We start from the raw sequence: 20,329 nt of genomic DNA, 5'->3' as shown, positions 1-20,329 counted from the left end.
CCATTACTCGCATGGCGCATCCACCGCAACCGCCTGACCGACAGAACAACCAGGCATGTGTGCTGGTTCCGATTTGTTAAGGTTAATTGCCCATTAAACCTTCTCGGGCAGATTTGGCCGCCGGCTTGGGGAAGGCGGCTGGGCTTTGGGTGAGGGGGTGGCTATGGCGGGCGAAACGATCGGGGCCGACGTGTCTCCGGCGGCAAACGGACATGACGCGATCAGACTGGCAACCGCTGGCGAGACCCTTTCCCGGGAAACCTTGCATGCATTGATCGCGGCCGACTCCGGCTGGCTGTGGGAGACCGATGCGGATCTCCGCTTTTCCTGGCTCTCCGAGAGCTATCGAACGGTGACAGGCAACGAGCCGGACACCGTCATCGGGCATTTCCGGTTCGATTTCCTCGATCAGGTGCAAAAAGGCAGCGAGAGCGCAACCGCTCATCTGGAAAATCTGCAGGAACGCCGCCCGTTCAAGGATTTTGTCTATCGGCCCAAGGACAGTGCTCCGGGCTTCCGCTGGGTTTCAACCTCGGGATTTCCGACGTTCGATGCCGATGGTCGATTCAGCGGTTATCGCGGAATTGCCCGCAACGTCACCGCGATCGTCGAGGCGCTGGAAGACACGAAAAGTCAGCCGGACCAGAATGCCCATTCGCACGAAGCCCATGTCGATCACATGATGGGTGCGCTCAACGCGATGAGCGATGCCGTGTGTTACTACGATGCCGAAGACCGGCTCGTGCTCTACAATCACGCTTTGCCGGTGATGTACCACGGCATTGCCGATATCATCCGCAAGGGCACGACCTTTCGGGATATTATCGAAGCCGGGCTCGAGCGCGATTTCTGGAACACCGAAACCCTGAGCCGGGATGATTGGCGCGATGCCGTGCTGGACAAGCGGCGTAACGCGCAGTCCTCATCTTCAATCCTGCGCTTCGCCGATGGCCGCATCATCATGCATCGCGAAATGCACGGTGCCGAAGGCGGAACCATCTCGATCTGTACCGATGTCACCGAATTCGAGGCGAGCCGGTCGGAGGCGGCGGCCGCCGGAGAGCGCGGGCGCGAATTGCAGTCCGATCTGCAGCGGACCATCGATTCCATGACCATGGGTGTCATCATTCTCGATGCCGCGATGAATGCAGAGATCATCAACCGCGCTTTTTACGACATTTGGAAGGTCACGGCCGAGCAGGTATCGGTGGGCTGCCCGTTCCGGGCGCTGATGGACGTCAATCGCTACAATGGCGTTTACGACATCGCCGACGAGCATTGGGAAGACTACGTCGCCTCCCGTGTCGCCGAAATCAGGGCCGGCGATGTCGCGCCGCGCGAGTTTCGCCGGGCTGACGGTCACACCATGATCTATTCGGTGACGAAACTGTCCGGTGGCAAGCGGCTGATTTCGTATGTCGACGTCTCGGAAGTGAAGAAGCGCGAGGCCGAAGCCGAAGAAGCTCGCCGCTATCTCGCCAGTGTGCTGGAATCGCTGCCGGCGGGCGTGCTGATCTACGATCGGAACGATCAGTTCGTTTTCGCCAACAGGAAGCTGCTGGATTCCATCCCCGTGCTGCAGCCTGCCTGGCAAGTGGGACATAGTTTCCGCGATTCCCTGGAGCTCGGCCATGACAATGGCTGCTTCCGGCTCAGTGGAGACCCCGCGATCGACGAACTCTACGAGGTGGATCGCGAAGGATGGCTGGATGCCATGATGGTCCGCTGCCGTCAAAGCAGCTCCAGCTTCGAGCGCCAGAATCCCGACGGGCGCTGGTATCAGGCTTTCGACATGCGCACCGAAGATGGCACGTTCATCGGCGTGCGTGTCGATATCTCCGAACTGAAGGACCGTGAACGGGCCTTGCAGGAATCGATGAGCGAGAACGAGGTGTTCCGCTCATTGATCGACAACGTTCCCGTCTCGATCTACGCCAAACGATCGGATCTCAGGCTGTTCTACGTGAACGAAGGCTGGTGCGAGCTCACGGGCGTGGCCCGCGAGGATGCGATCGGCCGCACCGATGTCGAAATCTTCGGCGACGAAGGCCAGGCCTTCGTCGAAGGCGACCTGGCTGTCCTGCGCACGGGCAAGACTTGCGAGGTCGAGGAAGAAATCACCGCGACCGACGGCTCCACACGTCACCAGTTCGCGCGCAAGAGCGCGATGATCGGATCGGATGGATCGCTTTATCTGATCGGATCGACCACCGACATCACTGAGCTGAAGGAACGCGAGGCCGAATTGACGGAAGCTCGCCAGCGTGCGGTGCTGGCAGATCGCGCCAAGTCGGAATTCCTGGCCAATATGAGCCACGAGATCCGCACGCCGATGAATGGCGTGCTTGGCATGGCTGAGTTGCTCTCCAAGTCGGACCTCGACGCCAAACAGAAGACCTTCACCGACATCATTGTGAAGTCCGGCAACGCGCTGCTCACCATCATCAACGACATCCTCGACTTCTCCAAGATCGATGCCGGCCAGCTCGTGCTCGATCCGGCGCCGTTCAACCTCGCCGAAGCCATCGAGGATGTTGCCACGCTGGTTTCGACGCGAGCCAAGGAGAAAGACCTCGAACTGATCGTGCGTGTTCAGCCCGGCCTTGACGGGATGTTTGTCGGCGATGTCGGACGCATTCGCCAGATCGTCACCAATCTGCTCGGCAATGCGGTGAAGTTCACCGACGAGGGCCATGTCCTGGTCGATGTCACCGGTCAGAAGATGCCATCCGGCACCAAGTTGACGATCTCCGTGACGGACACAGGAATCGGTATTCCAAGGGAAAAACTTGCCCAGGTCTTCGAGAAGTTCAGCCAGGTCGATACCTCCTCGACACGGCGCCATGAAGGAACCGGTCTTGGGCTGGCAATCACGTCGCGGCTTGTGGAACTGATGGATGGTGAAATTGGAGTCGAGAGCACCGAAGGCAAAGGCTCGACGTTCTGGTTCACGCTGAGGTTGACGAGCGCGGAGCAGACCGAGGCGCAGCGCGTATTGCCCATCGATGTGACTGGCGCCCGCGTGCTCATTGTCGATGACAATGCGGTGAACCGCTCGATCCTCAGCGAACAGATGGCATCGTGGTCGTTCGATTCCTGCGCTGCGGCGAGCGGGCCGGAAGGGCTCAAAGTTCTGGCGGCGGCGGCAGCCTATGGCGTACCGGTCGATTGCGTGGTGCTTGACTATCAGATGCCTGAAATGACCGGTGCGGAAGTCGCACGTGTGATCCGCAACACCGAAGGCCTTTCCAGCACGCCCATCATCATGCTGACCTCGGTCGACCAGACGCTGTCCAATGCCAGCTATCGTGATCTTGGTATCGCCGCGCATCTCATCAAGCCGGCTCGCTCGTCGATACTCCTGGAAGCGTTGGTGTCGACCATCCAGAAACATAGGGGTGGCATGTCTCCATACACGCCGACCACGAACAACACTCTCAAAACCCAGGCATCGGTTTTGCGCGCGGCCAAAATCGAAACTTCAGAACAGGCCGTGCCGGTTCTTTCCCATCCCGAGGTCGCGGGCAGCGATGGTGGGCTCGACATTCTCGTTGCCGAGGACAATGAGGTGAACCAGCTGGTTTTCACCCAGATCCTGGCCGATACCGACTACAGTTTCGAAATCGTCGGCAATGGCCAGCAGGCGCTGGAGGCATCGGGTCGACTGAAGCCGCGCATGATCCTGATGGATGTCTCGATGCCGGAGATGAATGGCCTCGAGGCGACGGGCGAAATCCGCAAACGCGAGGCTGGAGATGGCACGCATGTGCCGATCGTTGGCGTTACGGCCCATGCGCTGAAGGGAGATCGGGAACGCTGCCTGGAAGCTGGCATGGATGATTACCTGCCCAAGCCGATCAGCCCGAAAGCCCTGCTTGAAAAGCTCGATCGCTGGCTTGGCGGCAAAGCCGGAGCCTACCGCAGCGCCGGATAGAAAGCCGGCGTCACGATCACCTACAGTTTTCAGAAATTTGGCAAAAAAGTCGTTTGCCGGCTCGCATGAGGATCGAGTCACCGCAAGCCCCTGATTTGCAGCGAGAATCCAAGCTTTCCCTGAAATGGACTCGGCGGAGCTTTGCCGGCCTGCGCAAAGCGCGTTACCGGGGTGACACGAAACTGTCATGCGACTGTAATAAACGAGCGCTATGGGCTCACCCGGCGCCACAGGAAAGGCGTCGAAAGACCACCTTCCTAACAGGAGCAGGCCCAATGAAAAAAGCCCTTCTTACCGCGTCGGCTGCTGCCTTCGCGCTCGCTGCATCGGCCGGCTATGCCGCCGCGCGCGACCAGATTCAGGTTGCCGGTTCTTCGACCGTGCTTCCTTATGCCAAGATCGTTGCCGAGCAGTTCGGCGAAACCTTCTCGAACTTCAAGACCCCGGTGGTCGAGTCCGGCGGTTCGGGCGCCGGCATCAAGGAATTCTGCAAGGGCGTCGGCGAAAACACCATCGACATCGCCAACTCCTCGCGCCCGATCAAGAAGGACGAAGTGAAGTCCTGCCAGGACGCCGGCGTGAAGGACATCCAGGAAGTCAAGATCGGCTATGACGGCATCGTCTTCGCCACCGACATCAAGGGTCCGGATTGGGCGCTGGCCCCAGAAGACGTCTACAAGGCGCTCGCCGCCAAGATCGTGGTCGACGGCAAGCTGGTCGACAACCCGAACACCAAGTGGAACCAGGTCAATCCGAAGCTCCCGGACTGGGATATCGCTGCCTACATCCCGGGCGAAAAGCACGGCACCCGCGAAGTCTTCGAAGAGAAGCTGCTGATCGCCGGCTGCAAGACGCTCGGCGGCGTGGAAGCCGGCAAGGCTGGCGGTCTTGACGACAAGGCCGCGGAAGCTGCCTGCAAGGCCGTGCGCAAGGATGGCAAGGCTGTCGACATCGACGGCGACTATACCGAGACGCTCGCCCGTATCGACAGCAACAAGACCGGCGTTGGCGTGTTCGGCCTCGCTTTCTATGAAAACAACGCCGACAAGCTGAAGGTTGCCACCGTTTCCGGCATCACTCCGTCGACCGAGACCATCGCCAAGGGCGAGTATCCGGTGTCGCGTCCGCTGTTCTTCTACGTGAAGAAGGCGCATCTCGGTGTCGTTCCGGGTCTCAAGGAATATGTCGACTTCTTCCTGGATGACCAGATGGTCGGTCCGGAAGGCCCGCTGGCTGAGTATGGCCTGGTTGCCGCCCCCGAGGGAGAGCGCAAGGCCCAGCGCGAAGCCTTCGACGCCGGCAAGTCGCTGTAATCCTCCCAGGTACCGGGGTGCAGGTTCGACCTGCGCCCCGGTCGCCGCTGTCGGCTTGCGGTCGGCAGCTTTCGTGAGCTTTCAGAGGCCGCCCCATGTCATCCATGCTCGTGCTGGCAATCGTAGTTGTCATCGGCATAGTCGCCTTCGTCATCGCAAGACAGCGCGCGGCAGCGCAGGACGACGGCAAGGTCAAGCCGCATTCACGTGCTCACTATCATGGCTGGTGGGCGTTCCTGCTGGGTGTTCTGCCCGCGGTCCTTTTCCTGGCTCTGTGGAGCATCGGCTCCTCCGTCTATCTCAACAGCCACTTGCATGCGCAGATGCCGGCCGAGACCGGCGTGGCCAGCGAACCGCTGGCGGTCAGCCTGACCAAGAGCCTCGCCAACGGCCTGCGCAAGCTCGATGCACAGCAACTGGCGGCATTGCCGGCAACCTTCGCTGAATTGCAGCCGCTTCTCGCTGCCAAGGGCGTGGCGCTCGCAACCGACACGCAGGACTACATGATTCCGATCGCCGCTGAGGCCAACCAGGCCTCCGACAGGCTTGGATTGATCGGCGCCATCGGCACGATCGGCCTCGCACTAGCCGGCGCCTTCTACGGAATTTCGCAGGTGCAGCTCCGCGCACGTGCCCGCAACAACGTCGAAAGGCTGATGCTGTGGGGGCTGCTCGGCGCCTCGACCATCGCCATCCTGACGACGATCGGCATCGTGCTGTCGATGCTGTTCCAGACGTTGAACTTCTTCAACCGCGTGCCGCCGATGCAGTTCTTCTTCGGTACTGTCTGGGATCCACGTTTCGCTGCGGCTGGCGCCGGCGCTTCCGAAGGCCAGTTCGGCCTGATCCCGCTGCTTGCCGGTACGCTCTACATCGCCTTCGTCGCGCTGCTTGTCGCGGTGCCGATCGGCCTGATGTCGGCGGTCTATATGGCTGAATACGCCGCGCCGAAGGTGCGTGCCACGGTGAAGCCGGCACTCGAACTGCTGGCCGGCATCCCAACCATCGTCTACGGCATCTTCGCACTCGTCACGCTTGGACCTTTCCTGCGCGACCTCAGCGCGGCTCTTGCCGGTGGAGCCTCCTTCATCCAGGCGCAGTCTATCCTGACCGCCGGCCTGGTGATGGGCGTGATGTTGATCCCGGTGGTGTCTTCGTTGTCCGACGACATCATCACGGCGGTGCCGCGTGCCATGCGTGATGGCTCGCTTGGCCTTGGTGCCACGCGGTCGGAGACGATCAAGCGTGTGATCCTGCCTGCGGCCTTGCCCGGCATCGTGGGTGCCATCCTGCTCACCGCCTCGCGCGCCATCGGCGAAACCATGATCGTGGTGCTGGCCGCCGGTGTTGCCGCCAACCTCACGCTCAACCCATTCGAAGCAATGACCACCATCACCGTCAAGATCGTCAATCAGCTGACCGGCGATCTCGAGTTCAACTCGCCGCAGACGCTTGTCGCCTTTGCGCTCGGCATCACGCTGTTCGTGCTGACGCTGGTGATGAACATCGTCGCCCTCTATATCGTGCGCAAATACCGGGAGCAGTACGAATGACCGACGTCACCCTGGATACGGTCGCTACCGCCACACCTCCCGCGCGCCGCGACATCGGCCTCAAGCGCCGCTACGCCGCAGAACGCCGTTTCCGCCTCTATGGTGTGCTGGCGATCCTGGTCGGCCTGGCCTTCCTGGTCGTCATGCTTCTGTCGATTCTGACCAAGGGCTACACCTCCTTCTGGCAGACGACGGTGTCGTTGCCGATCAATTTCGAAGAGAAGGTGATCGATCCGGACAACAAGCGGGCGACGGATCCGAGCGTTCTGGTCACCGCGAACTACCCGGCCCTGGCGCAGAAAGCGCTGGCCGAGAAGCTTGGTATCGATCCGAAGAACAAGCCGATGATGACGAGGCTGAAGGGCTTCCTGTCCGACGGATCCCGTGTGCAGTTGCGCGATGTGGTCGTTTCCGATCCGGCCGTGATCGGCACCACCCGCAATGTCGACATCCTTGCTGGCGCCAATCTCGATTCAGCGTTCAAGGGCCAGATCGACCTCACGGTTCCGGAAGAGCGTCGCAAGGTCTCCGACCAGCAGGTCGAGTGGATGAACAAGCTCAAGGCCGATGGCGCGATGGCCGAGCGTTTCAACACTGGCCTGTTCACTTTTGGTGCTTCCAGCCGGCCTGAAACCTCGGGTCTCGGTGTCGCCATCATCGGCTCGTTCTACATGATGGTGATCGTGCTGCTGCTTGCGCTGCCGATCGGTGTCGCAGCGTCGATCTACCTCGAGGAATTCGCCAAGAAGAGCCGCTTCACCGACCTGATCGAGGTCAACATCAACAATCTGGCAGCGGTGCCCTCGATCGTCTTCGGCCTGCTCGGGCTTGCCGTCTTCGTCAACTTCCTCGGCATGCCGCGTTCGGCTTCATTCGTCGGCGGTCTGGTGCTGACGCTGATGACGCTGCCGACCATCATCATCGCCACACGTGCCGCGCTCGCCGCCGTGCCGCCCTCGATCCGCTCGGCCGCGCTCGGTCTCGGCGCCTCGAAGATGCAGATGGTGTTCCAGCACATCCTGCCGCTGGCTGCGCCCGGCATCCTGACCGGGACGATCATCGGCCTGGCGCGCGCGCTCGGTGAGACGGCGCCGCTGCTTTTGATCGGCATGGTGGCTTTCGTTGCCAACTATCCGGCGACCCCCTTCGATCCCGCGACGGCGCTGCCGGTGCAGATCTACATGTGGGCGAACGAAGCCGAACGCGCGTTCGTGGAACGCATGTCCGGCGCAATCATCATCCTTCTGGTCTTTCTGATGGCCATGAACATCACAGCGATCGTGCTCAGGCGCCGCTTCGAACGGCGCTGGTAGAAAGGGAGCCTGATATGAATATCATGACGGAAAAGACCCTCGAACAGGCAGTGAGCAGCCAGATGAGCGCCCAGACGAACGAAGTCATCAAGATGCGCGGCGACAAGGTGACCGTGCACTACGGCGAGAAACAGGCGCTGTTCGACGTCAATCTCGACATTCGCCAGAACCAGGTGACGGCGCTGATCGGCCCCTCCGGCTGCGGAAAATCGACCTTTCTGCGCTGCCTCAACCGCATGAACGATACGATTGATTCCGCCAAGGTCGGCGGCCAGATCACGTTGGACAGCGAGGACATCTACGATCCGAAGATCGACGTGGTGGAGTTGCGCGCCCGCGTCGGCATGGTGTTCCAGAAACCCAACCCGTTCCCCAAATCGATCTACGAGAACGTCGCCTACGGTCCGCGTATCCATGGCCTGGCCAGGAACAAGGCCGACATGGATCGCATCGTAGAGTCCAGCCTGCAGAAGGCCGCGATCTGGAATGAAGTGAAGGACCGCCTCGGCGAGCCGGGCACCGGCCTTTCGGGTGGCCAGCAGCAGCGCCTATGCATTGCACGCGCGATCGCGGTGTCGCCCGAAGTCATTCTGATGGACGAGCCATGCTCGGCACTCGATCCGATCGCCACTGCCAAGGTCGAGGAACTGATCGACGAACTGCGGCAGAACTATACGATCGTCATCGTGACCCATTCGATGCAGCAGGCCGCCCGCGTTTCGCAGCGCACGGCGATGTTCCATCTCGGCTACCTGGTCGAGGAAGGTGCCACCGACAAGATGTTCACCAATCCCGACGACAAGCGCACGCAAGACTACATCACCGGCCGCTTCGGCTGAGTGAGCGACGGCTGCCGAGGAAAAGCGAGGACACAATTATGGGCGAACATACCGTCGCTTCGTTCGACGAAGAGCTCGGACAGGTCAGCAGGCTCATCAGCGACATGGGGGAGCTTGCTTCTTCGATGGTCGCGAGCTCGACCAAGGCGCTGCTCAAGTCCGATAACGGACTTGCCCAACGCGTCGTTTCCGACGACGCGATCATGGATGCGCGCCAGCGCGAGCTGGATAACCGGGCTATCACGCTGATTGCCAAGCGCCAGCCAATGGCGCAGGACCTGCGCGCCGTGGTTGGTGCCATCCGCATGGCCGGAGACCTGGAACGCATCGGCGATCTGGCCAAGAACATCGCCAAACGTGTCGGAGCGGTTGGGCAAGGCGCCACACCGCGCGATCTCTCACATTCGATCGATTCCATGGCGCAACTGGTGCTCGGCCAGGTCGATGGCGTCGTCGAAAAGTATGCGGCAGGGGATGCAGAGGGGCTCGCCCAGCTTAGGGCCGACGATGAGCGCGTCGATGTGAAATATACGTCCGTCTTCCGCGAGCTTCTCACCTATATGATGGAGGACCCGCGCAACATCACGGCCTGTACGCATCTTCTGTTCTGCGCCAAAAACCTCGAACGCATCGGCGACCATGTCACCAACATCGCCGAAAACGCCTTCTACGTGCTGACGGGCGAACAATTGCCGCCCAATCGGCCGAAGCTCGACGAGACGGCTGCTGCCGTTCCGGCGGCCTGATCAGGGAACGGACGGCAAGATGATCGCGCCGCGCGTCATGGTGGTAGAGGATGAGGAGCCGTTGGGCGTCCTTCTCCGTTACAATCTGGAATCCGAGGGCTACCAGGTCGAAGTGGTCGCCAGGGGTGACGAAGCCGAGATCAGGCTTCAGGAGAACGTCCCGGACCTGCTGGTGCTCGACTGGATGGTGCCGGCGGTATCTGGCATCGAACTGTGCCGGCGGCTCAGGATGCGGCCGGAGACCGAGCGTCTGCCGGTCATCATGCTGACGGCGCGCGGTGAGGAAAGCGACCGTGTGCGCGGTCTTTCCACCGGCGCGGACGACTACCTGGTCAAACCATTCTCGATGCCGGAGTTCATGGCTCGGGTGAAGGCGCTGCTGCGCCGCGCCAAGCCTGAAGTGTTGTCTTCCGTGCTCAAGGTCGGCGATATCGTGCTCGACCGCGAGTCGCACCGGGTCTACCGCAAGAAGAGCGAGATCCGGCTTGGGCCGACGGAGTTCCGGCTGCTGGAATTCATGATGCGCCACCCCGGTCGGGTCTTCTCGCGCAGCCAGTTGCTCGACAATGTCTGGGGCGAGACGATCTATATCGATGAACGCACCGTGGACGTGCATGTCGGCCGCCTGCGCAAGGCGGTCAACAACGGCCGTATGCCGGACGTTATCCGCACGATCCGTGGCTCGGGTTACGCCATCCGCGAGGATTGATAGAGCATGATCCCGAAAAGTGGGAACCGGTTTTCGGAAAAGATCATGCTCCAACAAAGACGGAGCGGCGCTCAGCTCTCCTGAAGCGCCAATGCCGCCGGACTGCCCAGCGCGAAGATCTCCTGATCGATGAAGGTCAGCGCGCGCATGGCGCAGCCTTCACGGATCAGGATCTGTTCCTTGGGTTCGGTTGCGAAGACGATCGAATCGGAATGCTGGCCGCCAGCAGTCTCGGCAATAGCGCGCCGCAATGCGGGTTCAATCAGGTCGAAGGCAGTCGCGCCGATCCCGACGAAAGTCACCGGCGCAGGGTCGATGACGGAAAAAAGCGAACCGAGACTGTAACCAAGGGCCGATCCGGCCTGCTCATAGGCATCTCGTTCCGGACCGGCGCCGGCGCGAGCCTTTTCCGCCAAGGACAGCATCTCGTCATCCGGAATGTCGGCGGCTGGTTCGGTGTTTTCATCGAGGCCGTGGGCATTGCGCCAGATTGCGTAATTGCCGGCATAGGCTTCGACACAACCGTGACGACCGCAACGGCACAACGCGCCTTTCGGCTGGTGGATCATGTGTCCGAATTCACCGCCGGACGATTGGGTGCCGATGAACAGTTCGCCATTGAGCACGATACCCATGCCGATGCCGTGCGAGAGCAGAACGGCAATGAAGTCGTCACGGTAACGGTCCGTGCCGCGCCAGCGCAGGGCGACCGCCATCATGTTGCAGTCATTCTCGACGATGACGGGAATGCTGAAGGCTTTTTCCAGGATGTCGGCGAAAGGGATATCGCCATGCGGTGTGATCGGCGTCCAGAGCATGGTGCGCGCATGCGAGTCGGCTGTGCCCTGAACGGCGAAGGCGATGCGCAGCACCCGATGTTCGGTCAGGCTCTTGTCGTCAAGTCGCCGCCTGACCATTTCGACGCATTTGATGATCAACGCTTCCCGCGGCAGCGACAGCGTATCCAGACGACAGGTTTCCTCGGCGAGGACCTTGCCGGCATAGTCGATGACCGCGGCCGTCAAAAGGTTAAGCGACAGAACAACCGTCAGGACAGCCGCCGCGCTCGGCTCGAGCTGCAATCCCACCTGGGGGCGGCCACGTTTCGATGCCGTCGGTTCGCTGCGACCCTCGCGCAGAATGCCTTCGGCGATGAGATCGGACGAAATTGCGGAAATGGTAGAATGGCTGAGGCCGGTGATGGCGGTGATTTCGGTGCGGGAAGGTTGACCGGAACGACGCACCGCGGCAAGCACCATTGCGCGGTTTCTGCGGCGCAAATCGTCGTGACGAATCCCGACAGTCATGTCCTTGCCGTTCCTCCCCCCGTCCGGCTGCGCGAGCGCCGAAGTCGTTGCGCCCGGTCCGTCATGGGTATTCTGAAAGCGCATCCTTCGTGCATAGGTCGACGCGAGAACGAATGCAAAACCCTGTTTCGTTTTCCTTGTTACGACAGCGCGCTCCTCCACAGATAGTGGCAGAACATACCGCTTCAGTCACTATTATTTCGTGCTTCGAAAAAAATAATGCGGGCACCTCGAAATCCGTTGACAGAAAGCCGTAGCTGCGCGATTATTTTTTCGAAGCTCGAAAAAAAGCTTCTCCAATGGCCAACGCATACAAGCGCGCCCTTGGGCGCGGGGAGGAAAACATGAGGAAATTCACGGCCGCCATTCTGGCGGGTGCCGCGATGACACTTGCGCTTTCGGCTGTCGCCGAAGCGAAGGACAAGGTGATCGGCGTGTCCTGGTCCAACTTCCAGGAGGAGCGCTGGAAGACCGACGAAGCCGCCATGAAGAAAGCGATCGAAGCGGCGGGCGACAAGTACATTTCCGCCGATGCGCAATCGAATCCCGGCAAACAGCTCACCGACGTTGAAAGCCTGATCTCGCAAGGCGCCAATGCGCTCGTCATCCTTGCGCAGGACACTTCAGCCATTGGTCCGGCTGTGCAGAAGGCCGTGGACGAAGGCATCCCGGTCATCGCCTATGACCGCCTCATCGAAAACAAGGACGTCTTCTACCTGACCTTCGACAACAAGGAGGTTGGCCGCCTGCAGGCGAAGGGTGTGTTCGACGCGAAGCCGGAAGGCAACTATGTCTTCATCAAGGGCTCCAGCACCGACCCGAACGCCGATTTCCTGTTTTCGGGCGCGATGGAAGTGCTGAAGGCGGCGATCGATGCCGGCAAGATCAAGAATGTCGGCGAGGCCTATACGGACGGCTGGCTGCCGGCGAATGCCCAGAAGAACATGGAGCAGTTCCTGACCGCCAACGACAACAAGGTCGATGCCGTGGTGGCCGCCAATGACGGCACTGCCGGTGGCGCCATTGCGGCTCTGGCCGCACAGGGGCTTGCCGGTTCGGTTCCAGTCTCCGGCCAGGATGGCGATCATGCCGCGCTGAACCGCATCGCACTCGGCACGCAGACCGTCTCGGTGTTCAAGGATGCCCGCGACCTCGGCAAGAATGCCGCTGAAATCGCGGCCCAGCTCGCCGATGGCAAGAAGATGGCTGACATCGCAAACGTCACCGACTTCACCACCCCAGGCGGAAACAATGTCAAGTCGGTGTTCCTGACACCGGTCGCGATCACCAAGGACAATCTCAACGTCGTCATCGATGCCGGCTGGGTTTCCAAGGATGTCGTCTGCCAGGGCGTGAAGGCCGGTTCCGTCAAGGCCTGCGACTAAGCACGTCTACGGCAACGTAAGAGACCACGGCACCAAGTGCCGTGGTCTTGGCAACGGTTCCTGTCCCCGGAACTGGCAAGTCCCGGTAGAGTGGTACGCCATGGCAACGGCGCATGGTTAGAGCGTTCCGCTCTTCTCGGAAACGCGGAACGCTCTAACTCTTTGTTTTTATGCAATTCCGAACGCAAAACCGCTGCGCACTTTTGCTGGAATTGCTCGTGGGAGGAATATCATGACTGATACGACCTCGAATGCGCCGGTCGATCGCGCCCGCGCAGCCGAACTGACAGCAATCGGACGCTTCCTCAAGGCGACCGAACTCGATATCCGCATGCTCGGAATGGTCGCCGCTTTGGTGATCATCTGGGTGGGCCTGGACCTGTGGTCTGGCGGTCTTTTCCTGACCCCTCGCAATCTGTGGAACCTGTCGGTGCAGACCTCGTCCGTCGCCATCATGGCGACCGGCATGGTGTTGGTCATCGTCATGCGAAACATCGACCTGTCGGTCGGGTCTGTCGAAGGTGTCGTCGGCATGGTCATGGGCGTGGCCCAGGCCGAATTCCTGATCCGGGTCATGGGCATGCAACTCGGCAATCCATGGCTGTGGGTCATCGCGTTGGCCACCGGCATCGTGGTCGGCCTGGCAATCGGCGCGCTACAAGGCTTCATCATCGCCTATCTGGAGGTGCCGGCCTTCATCGTCACGCTTGGCGGCCTGCTGATCTGGCGCGGCGCTGCCTGGTGGATCACCAGCGGTCGCACGGTCGCACCGATGGACGCCACTTTTCAGCTCATGGGCGGCGGTCCCGCCGGTTCGATTGGGTCCACCTGGAGCTGGATACTGGGCCTTGCGGCGTGCGCCGGGGTGGTCGCCATGCTGCTCAATGGCCGCGTGCAGCGCAAGCGCTTCAAATTTCCTCTGCGCCCGGTCTGGGCGGAAGTCTTCCTGGGTGTCGTCTCCTGCGCGATCATCCTCGGTGCTGTGACGATCGCCAATTCTTATCCGTGGCCTGTCGGGGTGGTGAACAGATACGCGGAAGCCAACAACATCACGGTTCCCGAAGGCGGCCTTTTCATCGCTCACGGCATGGCCATCCCCGTGTTGATGGCGGTTGCGGTCGGGCTTGTCATGACCTTCGTCACCAACCGTACGCGTTTTGGTCGTTACGTCTTCGCCATTGGCGGCAATCCCGAAGCGGCCAATCTCGCCGGTATCAACACGCGCTGGGTCACCATGAAGGTGTTCATGATCATGGGCGTGCTGGCTGCGGTCGCAGCCGCCGTCTCCTCGGCTCGTCTCAACGCTTCGACCAATTCACTCGGCACGCTGGATGAGCTGCTGGTGATCGCGGCGGCCGTCATTGGCGGCACTTCGCTCGCCGGCGGCTCCGGCACGATCATCGGCGCGATGCTGGGCGCCTTGCTGATGCAGTCGCTGCAATCTGGAATGGTGCTGCTTCGCCTCGAAACGCCGTTGCAGAACATCGTCGTGGGACTGGTCCTGGTCGTCGCCGTCTGGCTCGACACCATGTACCGCAAGCGCGTCTAGAGCAATTCCAGCGAAAGTGCGCAGCGGTTTTGCGTCCGGAATTGCGTAGAACAAAGAGTCAAAATGTTTCCGCGTTTCCGGAAAAATCGGAAACGCTCCAGAAAGGGCAGGATCATGGAACAGAACCGCATTCCGCTCGTCGAGATGAAAGACATCTCCATTGCCTTCGGCGGCATTCGTGCCGTGGACGGTGCCTCCTGCGATCTCTATCCGGGCGAAGTGGTAGCCTTGCTCGGTCATAACGGTGCCGGCAAGTCGACCTTCATCAAGATCCTCTCCGGCGCCTACAAGCGCGATTCCGGCCAGATTTTCATCAATGGCGAAGAGGCGGCGATTTCCAATCCGCGCGACGCCAAGAAATACGGCATCGAGACGATCTATCAGACGCTCGCTTTAGCCGACAATGTCGACGCCGCCGCCAACCTTTTCCTAGGCCGGGAGGTGATGACGAGATATGGCACGCTCGACGATGCGGCCATGGAAGCAGAGGCGCGCAAGGTGATGGGGCGCCTCAATCCGCGCTTCCAGCGCTTCAAGGATCCGGTCGTCAAACTGTCCGGCGGCCAGCGCCAGTCGGTGGCGATTGCCCGCGCCATCCTGTTCAATGCGCGTATCCTGATCATGGACGAGCCGACGGCCGCCCTTGGCCCGCAGGAAACGGCGCAGGTGGGCGAGCTTGTCAGGCAGCTCAAGACGGATGGGCTCGGCATCTTCCTGATCAGCCACGATATCCATGACGTCTTTGACCTGGCCGACCGCGTCTGCGTGATGAAGAACGGACAGGTTGTCGGCACGGCCCGAACCCAGGACGTCACAAAGGACGAGGTGCTGGGCATGATCATTCTGGGCAAATGCCCGCCTGGCGCCATACCGGGACCAGGGGCACTCAAGGAAGCTGCCTAGCACCATTTGTCAGCAATGCCGGCCCGGGCGCTTGTCGTCACCAGGCTAACAAAGCATACCGCTTTCGGTTTGGTTTTCCGTAGTCTAAAAGGACCACCGGGGGCTCTTGCGGGCTAGCGGCTGATTTTGAAAAAGTTTTTCCCGACGATTGCTTTCGTTGCCGTCGCCATGGCCAGCCTTGTCCTGGCCGGCTTCGCTTATTTTGCCTCGCGCGACGCTGCCCGAATCAAGTTCGAGGCCGCTGCCGACGACGCCGTCAATCGCGTCGAAAGCAGGCTCGACCTGCATATGTCGCTGTTGCGGGCGACCGAAGCATTCTTCGGTGCCCGGTCGGGCGATGTCTCCCGCGCCGAATTCGAGAATTTCTACAAGACGCTCGACGTCGACGGGAATCTCGCCGGGTTGCTTGGCCTGGGCTATCTCAAACTGGTCAGACCGGGCGAGGAAGCTGCCGCCGAAGAGGAAATACGGCGTAACTACGGTGTCGACCGGACGATTTCATCGATTGCCGGTGTTCCCTGGCAGGCACCTGTGATGCTGCTTGAGCCGGCGGAAAAGGAAAGCCGGCGCTATCTCGGTTTCGATGTTGCGGCCGACCCCGTGTCGCGAAATGCCATGGAACAGACGATGGCCGACAACGGGTTGCATACGAGTGGCCGGCGTATGCTCGATCCCCTGTCCAGCTGGAAAGATCAGGCGGAATCGATGGTCACAGGGTTTGTGATCTTCGCCAGGCTTGGCTCACGGGACGCGGCGCAGAATCAGGACCCCGTGGCATCCACGAAGGGGTTCCTCTACGCGATTTTTCGTGCACGCGACTTGTTCGATGTGATCCTCGGCAAAGCTCCGCAACTGCCCGTCAATATCGAGGCCTATGATCAGTCGATCGACCCGAACAATCTGCTGTTCCGTTCGGAGGAGCCGCCGGTGCATGGGTTCGGTCTCAAGAGCATTCGCATGATCGAGGTTGCGGGCCGACCCTGGGCCATCGTGCTGCGGCCGACCGCTGCCTTCACCGAACCCTCTTCGCCCTTCGTGCCTGTCGTGCTCGGCCTGTTCGGGCTGCTGCTGGCAGGCACCATCGCGATGATCGCCCGTTACCAGGAGCGGGCTTTCGATGCGGCCGCACAATTGCACGAAACGACCGAGAAGAGCCTGCTGGAGAAGGATTTGATGCTTCAGGAGATGCGGCATCGGATCAAGAATTCCATCGCCCGTGTTCTGGCGATATCCCGCCAGACGGCTGCGCATTCTGCTGATCTCAAGGAATTTACGAACTCCTTTTCGGCAAGGCTTCAGTCGATGGCCGCATCGCAGGACATGCTGACGCGTTCGCGGCGTCAACAGGCCGATCTCGGCGACTTGCTGCGCGTCGAGCTCAGCCAGGTCTTCGGGAAAGAACTGCCGAATGGTCTGCTTTCCGGCCCGCAGATCATGCTCGATGAAACCATGACTCAGGCGCTCGGGCTTACCTTCCATGAACTCGCGACCAACGCCCTAAAATATGGCGAGGCCGGCAATTCAGTCGGAGCACTCAGGGTGGATTGGACGGTCGAAGGTAAAGGGCGCGAACGGACATTGGCGTTCAACTGGACGGAAACCGGCAAGACGAAGCTGGAACCGCCGGCCAAGACCGGCTTTGGTACGCGCTTGATCGACATGAACATCACGCGCGAGCTGCGTGGCACGATAGAACGCGAATTCCGCGATGATGGATTGCGGGTGAGAATTCGGCTTCCTTATTCGAGCTGAAATACAGCCGCTGGGGCGAGGCGCAAAAAAGGCCGGCAAGCCGGCCTTTTTCGTGGATTTCAGGTGTCAGAACGCCCTCTGGGCGCGCCTCAACGAGTGCGCGGCGCTCCAATACCGTGCAGATCAGTTGCAACGGCGGGTATAGATCCGGCCACTGTCTGGATCGCGATACTGGCAGTAGCCATTGCGCAGGTTGCGGACCAGCAGGCCCGAGCCGGCGCCGACGGCCGCGCCGATGGCCGCGCCCTTCCAGCCGCCGACAGCGCCGCCGATCAGCGCGCCAACTCCGGTGCCGACGGAAACGTCCTGTTCGGTGGTGGTACAAGCGCTGAGGGCAAGCACGCCCGCCAGTGCCAAAATAGTCTTACGCATCAATTCACTCCTCTCGCTTGAAGTCCCTCGCATTGCAGCGCGGCGTCCACTTCCAAGCGGTTCTTTAGCATGGGTGGATGGATTTTGTCTGCCCCCTCAATCGCTTGGCTTGCAAGGTGGTTTTTTCGAGGCAAACGACCGAGCCGCTCCGACGTGGGGTTTATCCGACGAGCGATATCAGAGCCACGATCAGCACCATGCTGCCGACGACGGCGAACACGACCGGGCCAGGCCCCAGGTTTCGGGGTCTTGTATCCGGGGCGGCTGGCTGATCATCGAAGTTGCCCAGCGAAAGGCGCGCGGCGCGCTCCAAACCCTGCATGTCGCTGGTCACCGCACGTATCCCCCACCTTGTCCGGGCGTCGGACTCGATCCAAGACGCCGGCCCCAAAACGCCGGCAAAATATCGCAAATCGTGGTGAATATCGGGTTAAGGCCCGTCTGGATCAATCCGCGGCGAAGTTGCCCGCCGGCACGACCAGATGATACTCGACCCGGTCGTCAGCAATCTCGAATGTGGCCATGCCATCGAGCGCGGCAGGGACTACCCGCTCCAGTGCCACCGAACCGAAACGCTTCTGGTCGGGGCTGCTGCAGGACGGGAAACGTTCGTTCCAACGGAGCCACAAGGCGGGCGGGTTTGCATCGAGATCCGCGAGCCCGGCCGTAACGTCGACGACAGCGTCCGATTGGGACAGAGCGCCATAGCTCATCGAATTGACGACGAGTTCGTGCACGGCAAGACCAATGTGGAGTGCCGCGTTGGGGTTGAGGAATGGGTCCACACCTTCGAAACGCAGGCTTCGCGAGGGATCGGCGCCATAGCGCTCCATCTGGCCTTCGATCAGTTCGCGAAGGCGGGCGCCGCGCCAATTGGAAGAGGTCACCAGATCCTGCGAAGAGGAGAGCGATTGCAGCCGACCCCTGAAGCGGGTCAAGAAGTCGCCTATATCGCTTGAATAGCGGCCGGTCTGGCTGGCGATACCCTGGATAATGGCCAGCAGGTTCTTGGAGCGGTGACTGACCTCTCGCAACAGGGTCTTCAGCGTCTGCTCGCGGCGTTTCTGCTCGGTCACTTCGATCCAGGTCGACACGATGCCCTGGATGACGCCCGCGTCGTCCAGGTCCGCGTCCAGCCAGATGTCGAACCAGCGTACCCCATCTTCATGTGGCATGCTGATCTCGATGCGCCCGGATTCTCCAGTTTCCAACACGTGGCGCTGGGCGGCTTCTATCCTCTCCAGCTGAGCCGGAGGCAGGCCGCCGCCTTTTTTCTTCGGCACCAATGGGGCGAGGATGTTCCGCGTCCAGACCTTGGCCAGCGTCCGATCGTGGTAGGCTACATAGATGCCGGTATGTCTGAGGGCGATGTTGAAGGCCCGCCGGATCTGCGCATCGCAACCCGGGGGCAGGTCATCCTGGTCGAGTCGTCGCTCGACCTGGTCGAGCCGCTCGACCTTGTCGACACGTGCTGTGGTCGCGGCCTCTGCAACCACCTGGATGTTCTCGTTGGCCGGCAGGCTCATAGCGCGCCCTGCTTTTCCACGGCGTTGGCTGCGGCGCCGTTCATGCCCGTTTGAAGATGCCGGCGAGCAGAGAAATCACGAGGAAAGCCAGGAAGATGAAGAAGAGAATCTTGGCCAGACCTGCGGATGCTCCAGCTATGCCTCCGAATCCAAGCGCGCCGGCCACGATCGCCACGACCAGAAAAACCAGCGCCCAGTACAGCATGAACCGACTCCTTTGTTAGATGCGGCAGAACGTGCTGCCGCCCTTGTTTGTTCCGCTCTGCTGCGAAAAACACGATCGGAGCCGTCTTCGTCAAGCCGCAGCCTTGGCCTGTCGATCAAAGAACAGCGCCTGGCTGATCAACGCCTTGACCATGTCAGGGTTGAACGGCTTCGTAACGAGGAAGGTCGGTTCCGGCCTTTCACCAGTCAGCAGACGCTCGGGGAAGGCCGTGATGAAGATGACCGGCACGGATGCCGTTCTCAAGATGTCGTTGACGGCATCGATGCCGGAGCTGCCGTCGGCAAGTTGAATGTCGGCCAGCACCATTTTGGGCCGAGCCTTGGCAAAAAGTGCCACGGCTTCGGTCTGGGTGCGGGCGATGCCGACAACGCGATGGCCGAGGCTCTCCACCATTTCCTCGATATCCATGGCAATCAGCGGCTCATCCTCGATGATGAGGATGTCGGTCGCGACCTGACGGGAAATCTCCTTGCTCGCCTCGACGAGAAGATCGGTGAAGCGATCTTCTCCGATACCGAGGACTTCGGCTCCCTCAACCTCGCTGAAACCTTCGACGGCAACCAGCAGGAAGGCTTGGCGCGGCAACGGTGCAAGCGCATCAAGATTGGCTGCCGCCCGTTCTTCCCAGCCTGTCGGCTCTTCACCTTTAGGGACGCGGATTGCAACCGATGTGAACAGTTTTGCGAAGATCTTGTAGAGCGCGATGCGATCGGAGGAACTTTCAGGGAAGATCGACGTGTCTGCGATGATCGCCTCGAGCATCGTCGCCACCATGGCATCGCCGCTATGCTGAGAGCCGGAGACAGCCCGCGCAAACCTGCGCAAATAAGGAAGATGCGGCGCGATAGTGGCGGACAAACCCATAACAAACGGCTCCCTCGGATGGCGTCTCTGCGATGTAG

17 protein-coding genes are annotated in these 20,329 nt (G+C 60.8%); 11 read left to right on the top strand and 6 right to left on the bottom strand.

The features are described 5' to 3' along the window. Positions 1 to 163: 163 nt before the first annotated feature. The 7 genes from ACFWXH_RS17610 (at position 164) to phoB (ending at position 10,407) form a co-directional block, all read left to right on the top strand. Positions 164 to 3,934 carry a response regulator gene (locus ACFWXH_RS17610; protein ID WP_379122383.1) on the top strand — a complete coding sequence of 1,257 codons (3,771 nt, stop codon included), beginning with the start codon at positions 164 to 166 and terminating at the stop codon, positions 3,932 to 3,934. Positions 3,935 to 4,209: 275 nt separating this feature from the next. Continuing rightward, the gene (locus tag ACFWXH_RS17605) at positions 4,210 to 5,247 is read left to right on the top strand and encodes a substrate-binding domain-containing protein (protein ID WP_379122381.1); all 1,038 of its coding nucleotides are present in this window, start codon (positions 4,210 to 4,212) and stop codon (positions 5,245 to 5,247) included. A gap of 95 nt (positions 5,248 to 5,342) precedes the next feature. After that, complete coding sequence (pstC, locus tag ACFWXH_RS17600) at positions 5,343 to 6,800, top strand: phosphate ABC transporter permease subunit PstC (RefSeq protein WP_379122379.1); 1,458 nt, start codon at positions 5,343 to 5,345, stop codon at positions 6,798 to 6,800. After that, complete coding sequence (gene pstA / locus ACFWXH_RS17595; protein WP_379122377.1) at positions 6,797 to 8,113, top strand: phosphate ABC transporter permease PstA; 1,317 nt, start codon at positions 6,797 to 6,799, stop codon at positions 8,111 to 8,113. The genes pstC and pstA overlap by 4 nt, the downstream gene beginning before the upstream one ends. A 14-nt stretch (positions 8,114 to 8,127) precedes the next feature. After that, a complete protein-coding gene (gene pstB / locus ACFWXH_RS17590; RefSeq protein WP_054313667.1) occupies positions 8,128 to 8,952 on the top strand; it encodes a phosphate ABC transporter ATP-binding protein PstB in 825 nt (274 codons plus the stop codon). Between the two features lie 38 nt (positions 8,953 to 8,990). Then, the gene (gene phoU / locus ACFWXH_RS17585; RefSeq protein WP_379122375.1) at positions 8,991 to 9,698 is read left to right on the top strand and encodes a phosphate signaling complex protein PhoU; all 708 of its coding nucleotides are present in this window, start codon (positions 8,991 to 8,993) and stop codon (positions 9,696 to 9,698) included. A gap of 19 nt (positions 9,699 to 9,717) precedes the next feature. Beyond that, on the top strand, positions 9,718 to 10,407 hold the full coding sequence (phoB, locus tag ACFWXH_RS17580) for a phosphate regulon transcriptional regulator PhoB (protein ID WP_054313665.1): 690 nt from the start codon (positions 9,718 to 9,720) through the stop codon (positions 10,405 to 10,407). A 71-nt stretch (positions 10,408 to 10,478) separates the two neighbouring features. On the opposite strand, the gene ACFWXH_RS17575 is transcribed toward phoB, so the two are convergent. Next, positions 10,479 to 11,714: an ROK family protein gene (locus ACFWXH_RS17575; protein WP_379122373.1), complete on the bottom strand. Its 1,236-nt coding sequence runs from the start codon at positions 11,712 to 11,714 to the stop codon at positions 10,479 to 10,481. Positions 11,715 to 12,058: 344 nt separating this feature from the next. Between ACFWXH_RS17575 and xylF the strand changes: the two genes are divergently transcribed. The 4 genes from xylF (at position 12,059) to ACFWXH_RS17555 (ending at position 17,303) form a co-directional block, all read left to right on the top strand. Beyond that, positions 12,059 to 13,099, top strand: coding sequence for a D-xylose ABC transporter substrate-binding protein (gene xylF, locus ACFWXH_RS17570; RefSeq protein ID WP_379122371.1), 1,041 nt, complete (start codon positions 12,059 to 12,061; stop codon positions 13,097 to 13,099). 232 nt (positions 13,100 to 13,331) lie between these two features. Next, positions 13,332 to 14,648, top strand: a complete 1,317-nt coding sequence (locus ACFWXH_RS17565) for a sugar ABC transporter permease (RefSeq protein WP_379122369.1) — start codon at positions 13,332 to 13,334, stop codon at positions 14,646 to 14,648. A gap of 114 nt (positions 14,649 to 14,762) precedes the next feature. Next, entirely contained in the window at positions 14,763 to 15,551 is a 789-nt protein-coding gene (locus ACFWXH_RS17560; RefSeq protein ID WP_379122367.1) for an ATP-binding cassette domain-containing protein, read from the top strand. Positions 15,552 to 15,677: 126 nt separating this feature from the next. Further along, positions 15,678 to 17,303: a CHASE domain-containing protein gene (locus tag ACFWXH_RS17555; protein WP_379122365.1), complete on the top strand. Its 1,626-nt coding sequence runs from the start codon at positions 15,678 to 15,680 to the stop codon at positions 17,301 to 17,303. Positions 17,304 to 17,426: 123 nt separating this feature from the next. Here ACFWXH_RS17555 and ACFWXH_RS17550 read toward each other — a convergent pair whose 3' ends face one another. The 5 genes from ACFWXH_RS17550 to ACFWXH_RS17530 form a co-directional block, all read right to left on the bottom strand. Then, complete coding sequence (locus ACFWXH_RS17550; RefSeq protein ID WP_054313661.1) at positions 17,427 to 17,675, bottom strand: YMGG-like glycine zipper-containing protein; 249 nt, start codon at positions 17,673 to 17,675, stop codon at positions 17,427 to 17,429. A 160-nt stretch (positions 17,676 to 17,835) separates the two neighbouring features. After that, a complete protein-coding gene (locus tag ACFWXH_RS17545) occupies positions 17,836 to 18,009 on the bottom strand; it encodes a hypothetical protein (RefSeq protein WP_379122363.1) in 174 nt (57 codons plus the stop codon). A gap of 112 nt (positions 18,010 to 18,121) precedes the next feature. Then, positions 18,122 to 19,201, bottom strand: a complete 1,080-nt coding sequence (locus tag ACFWXH_RS17540; RefSeq protein ID WP_082407653.1) for a sensor histidine kinase — start codon at positions 19,199 to 19,201, stop codon at positions 18,122 to 18,124. Between the two features lie 40 nt (positions 19,202 to 19,241). Further along, positions 19,242 to 19,406 carry a DUF1328 domain-containing protein gene (locus tag ACFWXH_RS17535; protein WP_024922700.1) on the bottom strand — a complete coding sequence of 55 codons (165 nt, stop codon included), beginning with the start codon at positions 19,404 to 19,406 and terminating at the stop codon, positions 19,242 to 19,244. A gap of 90 nt (positions 19,407 to 19,496) precedes the next feature. After that, complete coding sequence (locus ACFWXH_RS17530) at positions 19,497 to 20,291, bottom strand: response regulator (protein ID WP_379122360.1); 795 nt, start codon at positions 20,289 to 20,291, stop codon at positions 19,497 to 19,499. Between the last annotated feature and the right edge of the window lie 38 nt (positions 20,292 to 20,329).

Origin of the sequence: Mesorhizobium sp. NPDC059054, from assembly GCF_042739215.1 — a bacterium.
Classification (GTDB): Bacteria; Pseudomonadota; Alphaproteobacteria; order Rhizobiales; family Rhizobiaceae; genus Mesorhizobium.
The sequence above is the reverse complement of the archived record's forward strand: the minus strand, read 5'-3'. Positions and strand labels throughout refer to the sequence as shown.

Coding starts and splice junctions, on each gene's coding strand:
- ACFWXH_RS17610 (WP_379122383.1), top strand. CDS start 164: ATGGCGGGCGAAACGATCGGGGCCGACGTGTCTCCGGCGGCAAACGGA.
- ACFWXH_RS17605 (WP_379122381.1), top strand. CDS start 4,210: ATGAAAAAAGCCCTTCTTACCGCGTCGGCTGCTGCCTTCGCGCTCGCT.
- pstC (WP_379122379.1), top strand. CDS start 5,343: ATGTCATCCATGCTCGTGCTGGCAATCGTAGTTGTCATCGGCATAGTC.
- pstA (WP_379122377.1), top strand. CDS start 6,797: ATGACCGACGTCACCCTGGATACGGTCGCTACCGCCACACCTCCCGCG.
- pstB (WP_054313667.1), top strand. CDS start 8,128: ATGAATATCATGACGGAAAAGACCCTCGAACAGGCAGTGAGCAGCCAG.
- phoU (WP_379122375.1), top strand. CDS start 8,991: ATGGGCGAACATACCGTCGCTTCGTTCGACGAAGAGCTCGGACAGGTC.
- phoB (WP_054313665.1), top strand. CDS start 9,718: ATGATCGCGCCGCGCGTCATGGTGGTAGAGGATGAGGAGCCGTTGGGC.
- ACFWXH_RS17575 (WP_379122373.1), bottom strand. CDS start 11,714: ATGACTGTCGGGATTCGTCACGACGATTTGCGCCGCAGAAACCGCGCA.
- xylF (WP_379122371.1), top strand. CDS start 12,059: ATGAGGAAATTCACGGCCGCCATTCTGGCGGGTGCCGCGATGACACTT.
- ACFWXH_RS17565 (WP_379122369.1), top strand. CDS start 13,332: ATGACTGATACGACCTCGAATGCGCCGGTCGATCGCGCCCGCGCAGCC.
- ACFWXH_RS17560 (WP_379122367.1), top strand. CDS start 14,763: ATGGAACAGAACCGCATTCCGCTCGTCGAGATGAAAGACATCTCCATT.
- ACFWXH_RS17550 (WP_054313661.1), bottom strand. CDS start 17,675: ATGCGTAAGACTATTTTGGCACTGGCGGGCGTGCTTGCCCTCAGCGCT.
- ACFWXH_RS17540 (WP_082407653.1), bottom strand. CDS start 19,201: ATGAGCCTGCCGGCCAACGAGAACATCCAGGTGGTTGCAGAGGCCGCG.
- ACFWXH_RS17535 (WP_024922700.1), bottom strand. CDS start 19,406: ATGCTGTACTGGGCGCTGGTTTTTCTGGTCGTGGCGATCGTGGCCGGC.
- ACFWXH_RS17530 (WP_379122360.1), bottom strand. CDS start 20,291: ATGGGTTTGTCCGCCACTATCGCGCCGCATCTTCCTTATTTGCGCAGG.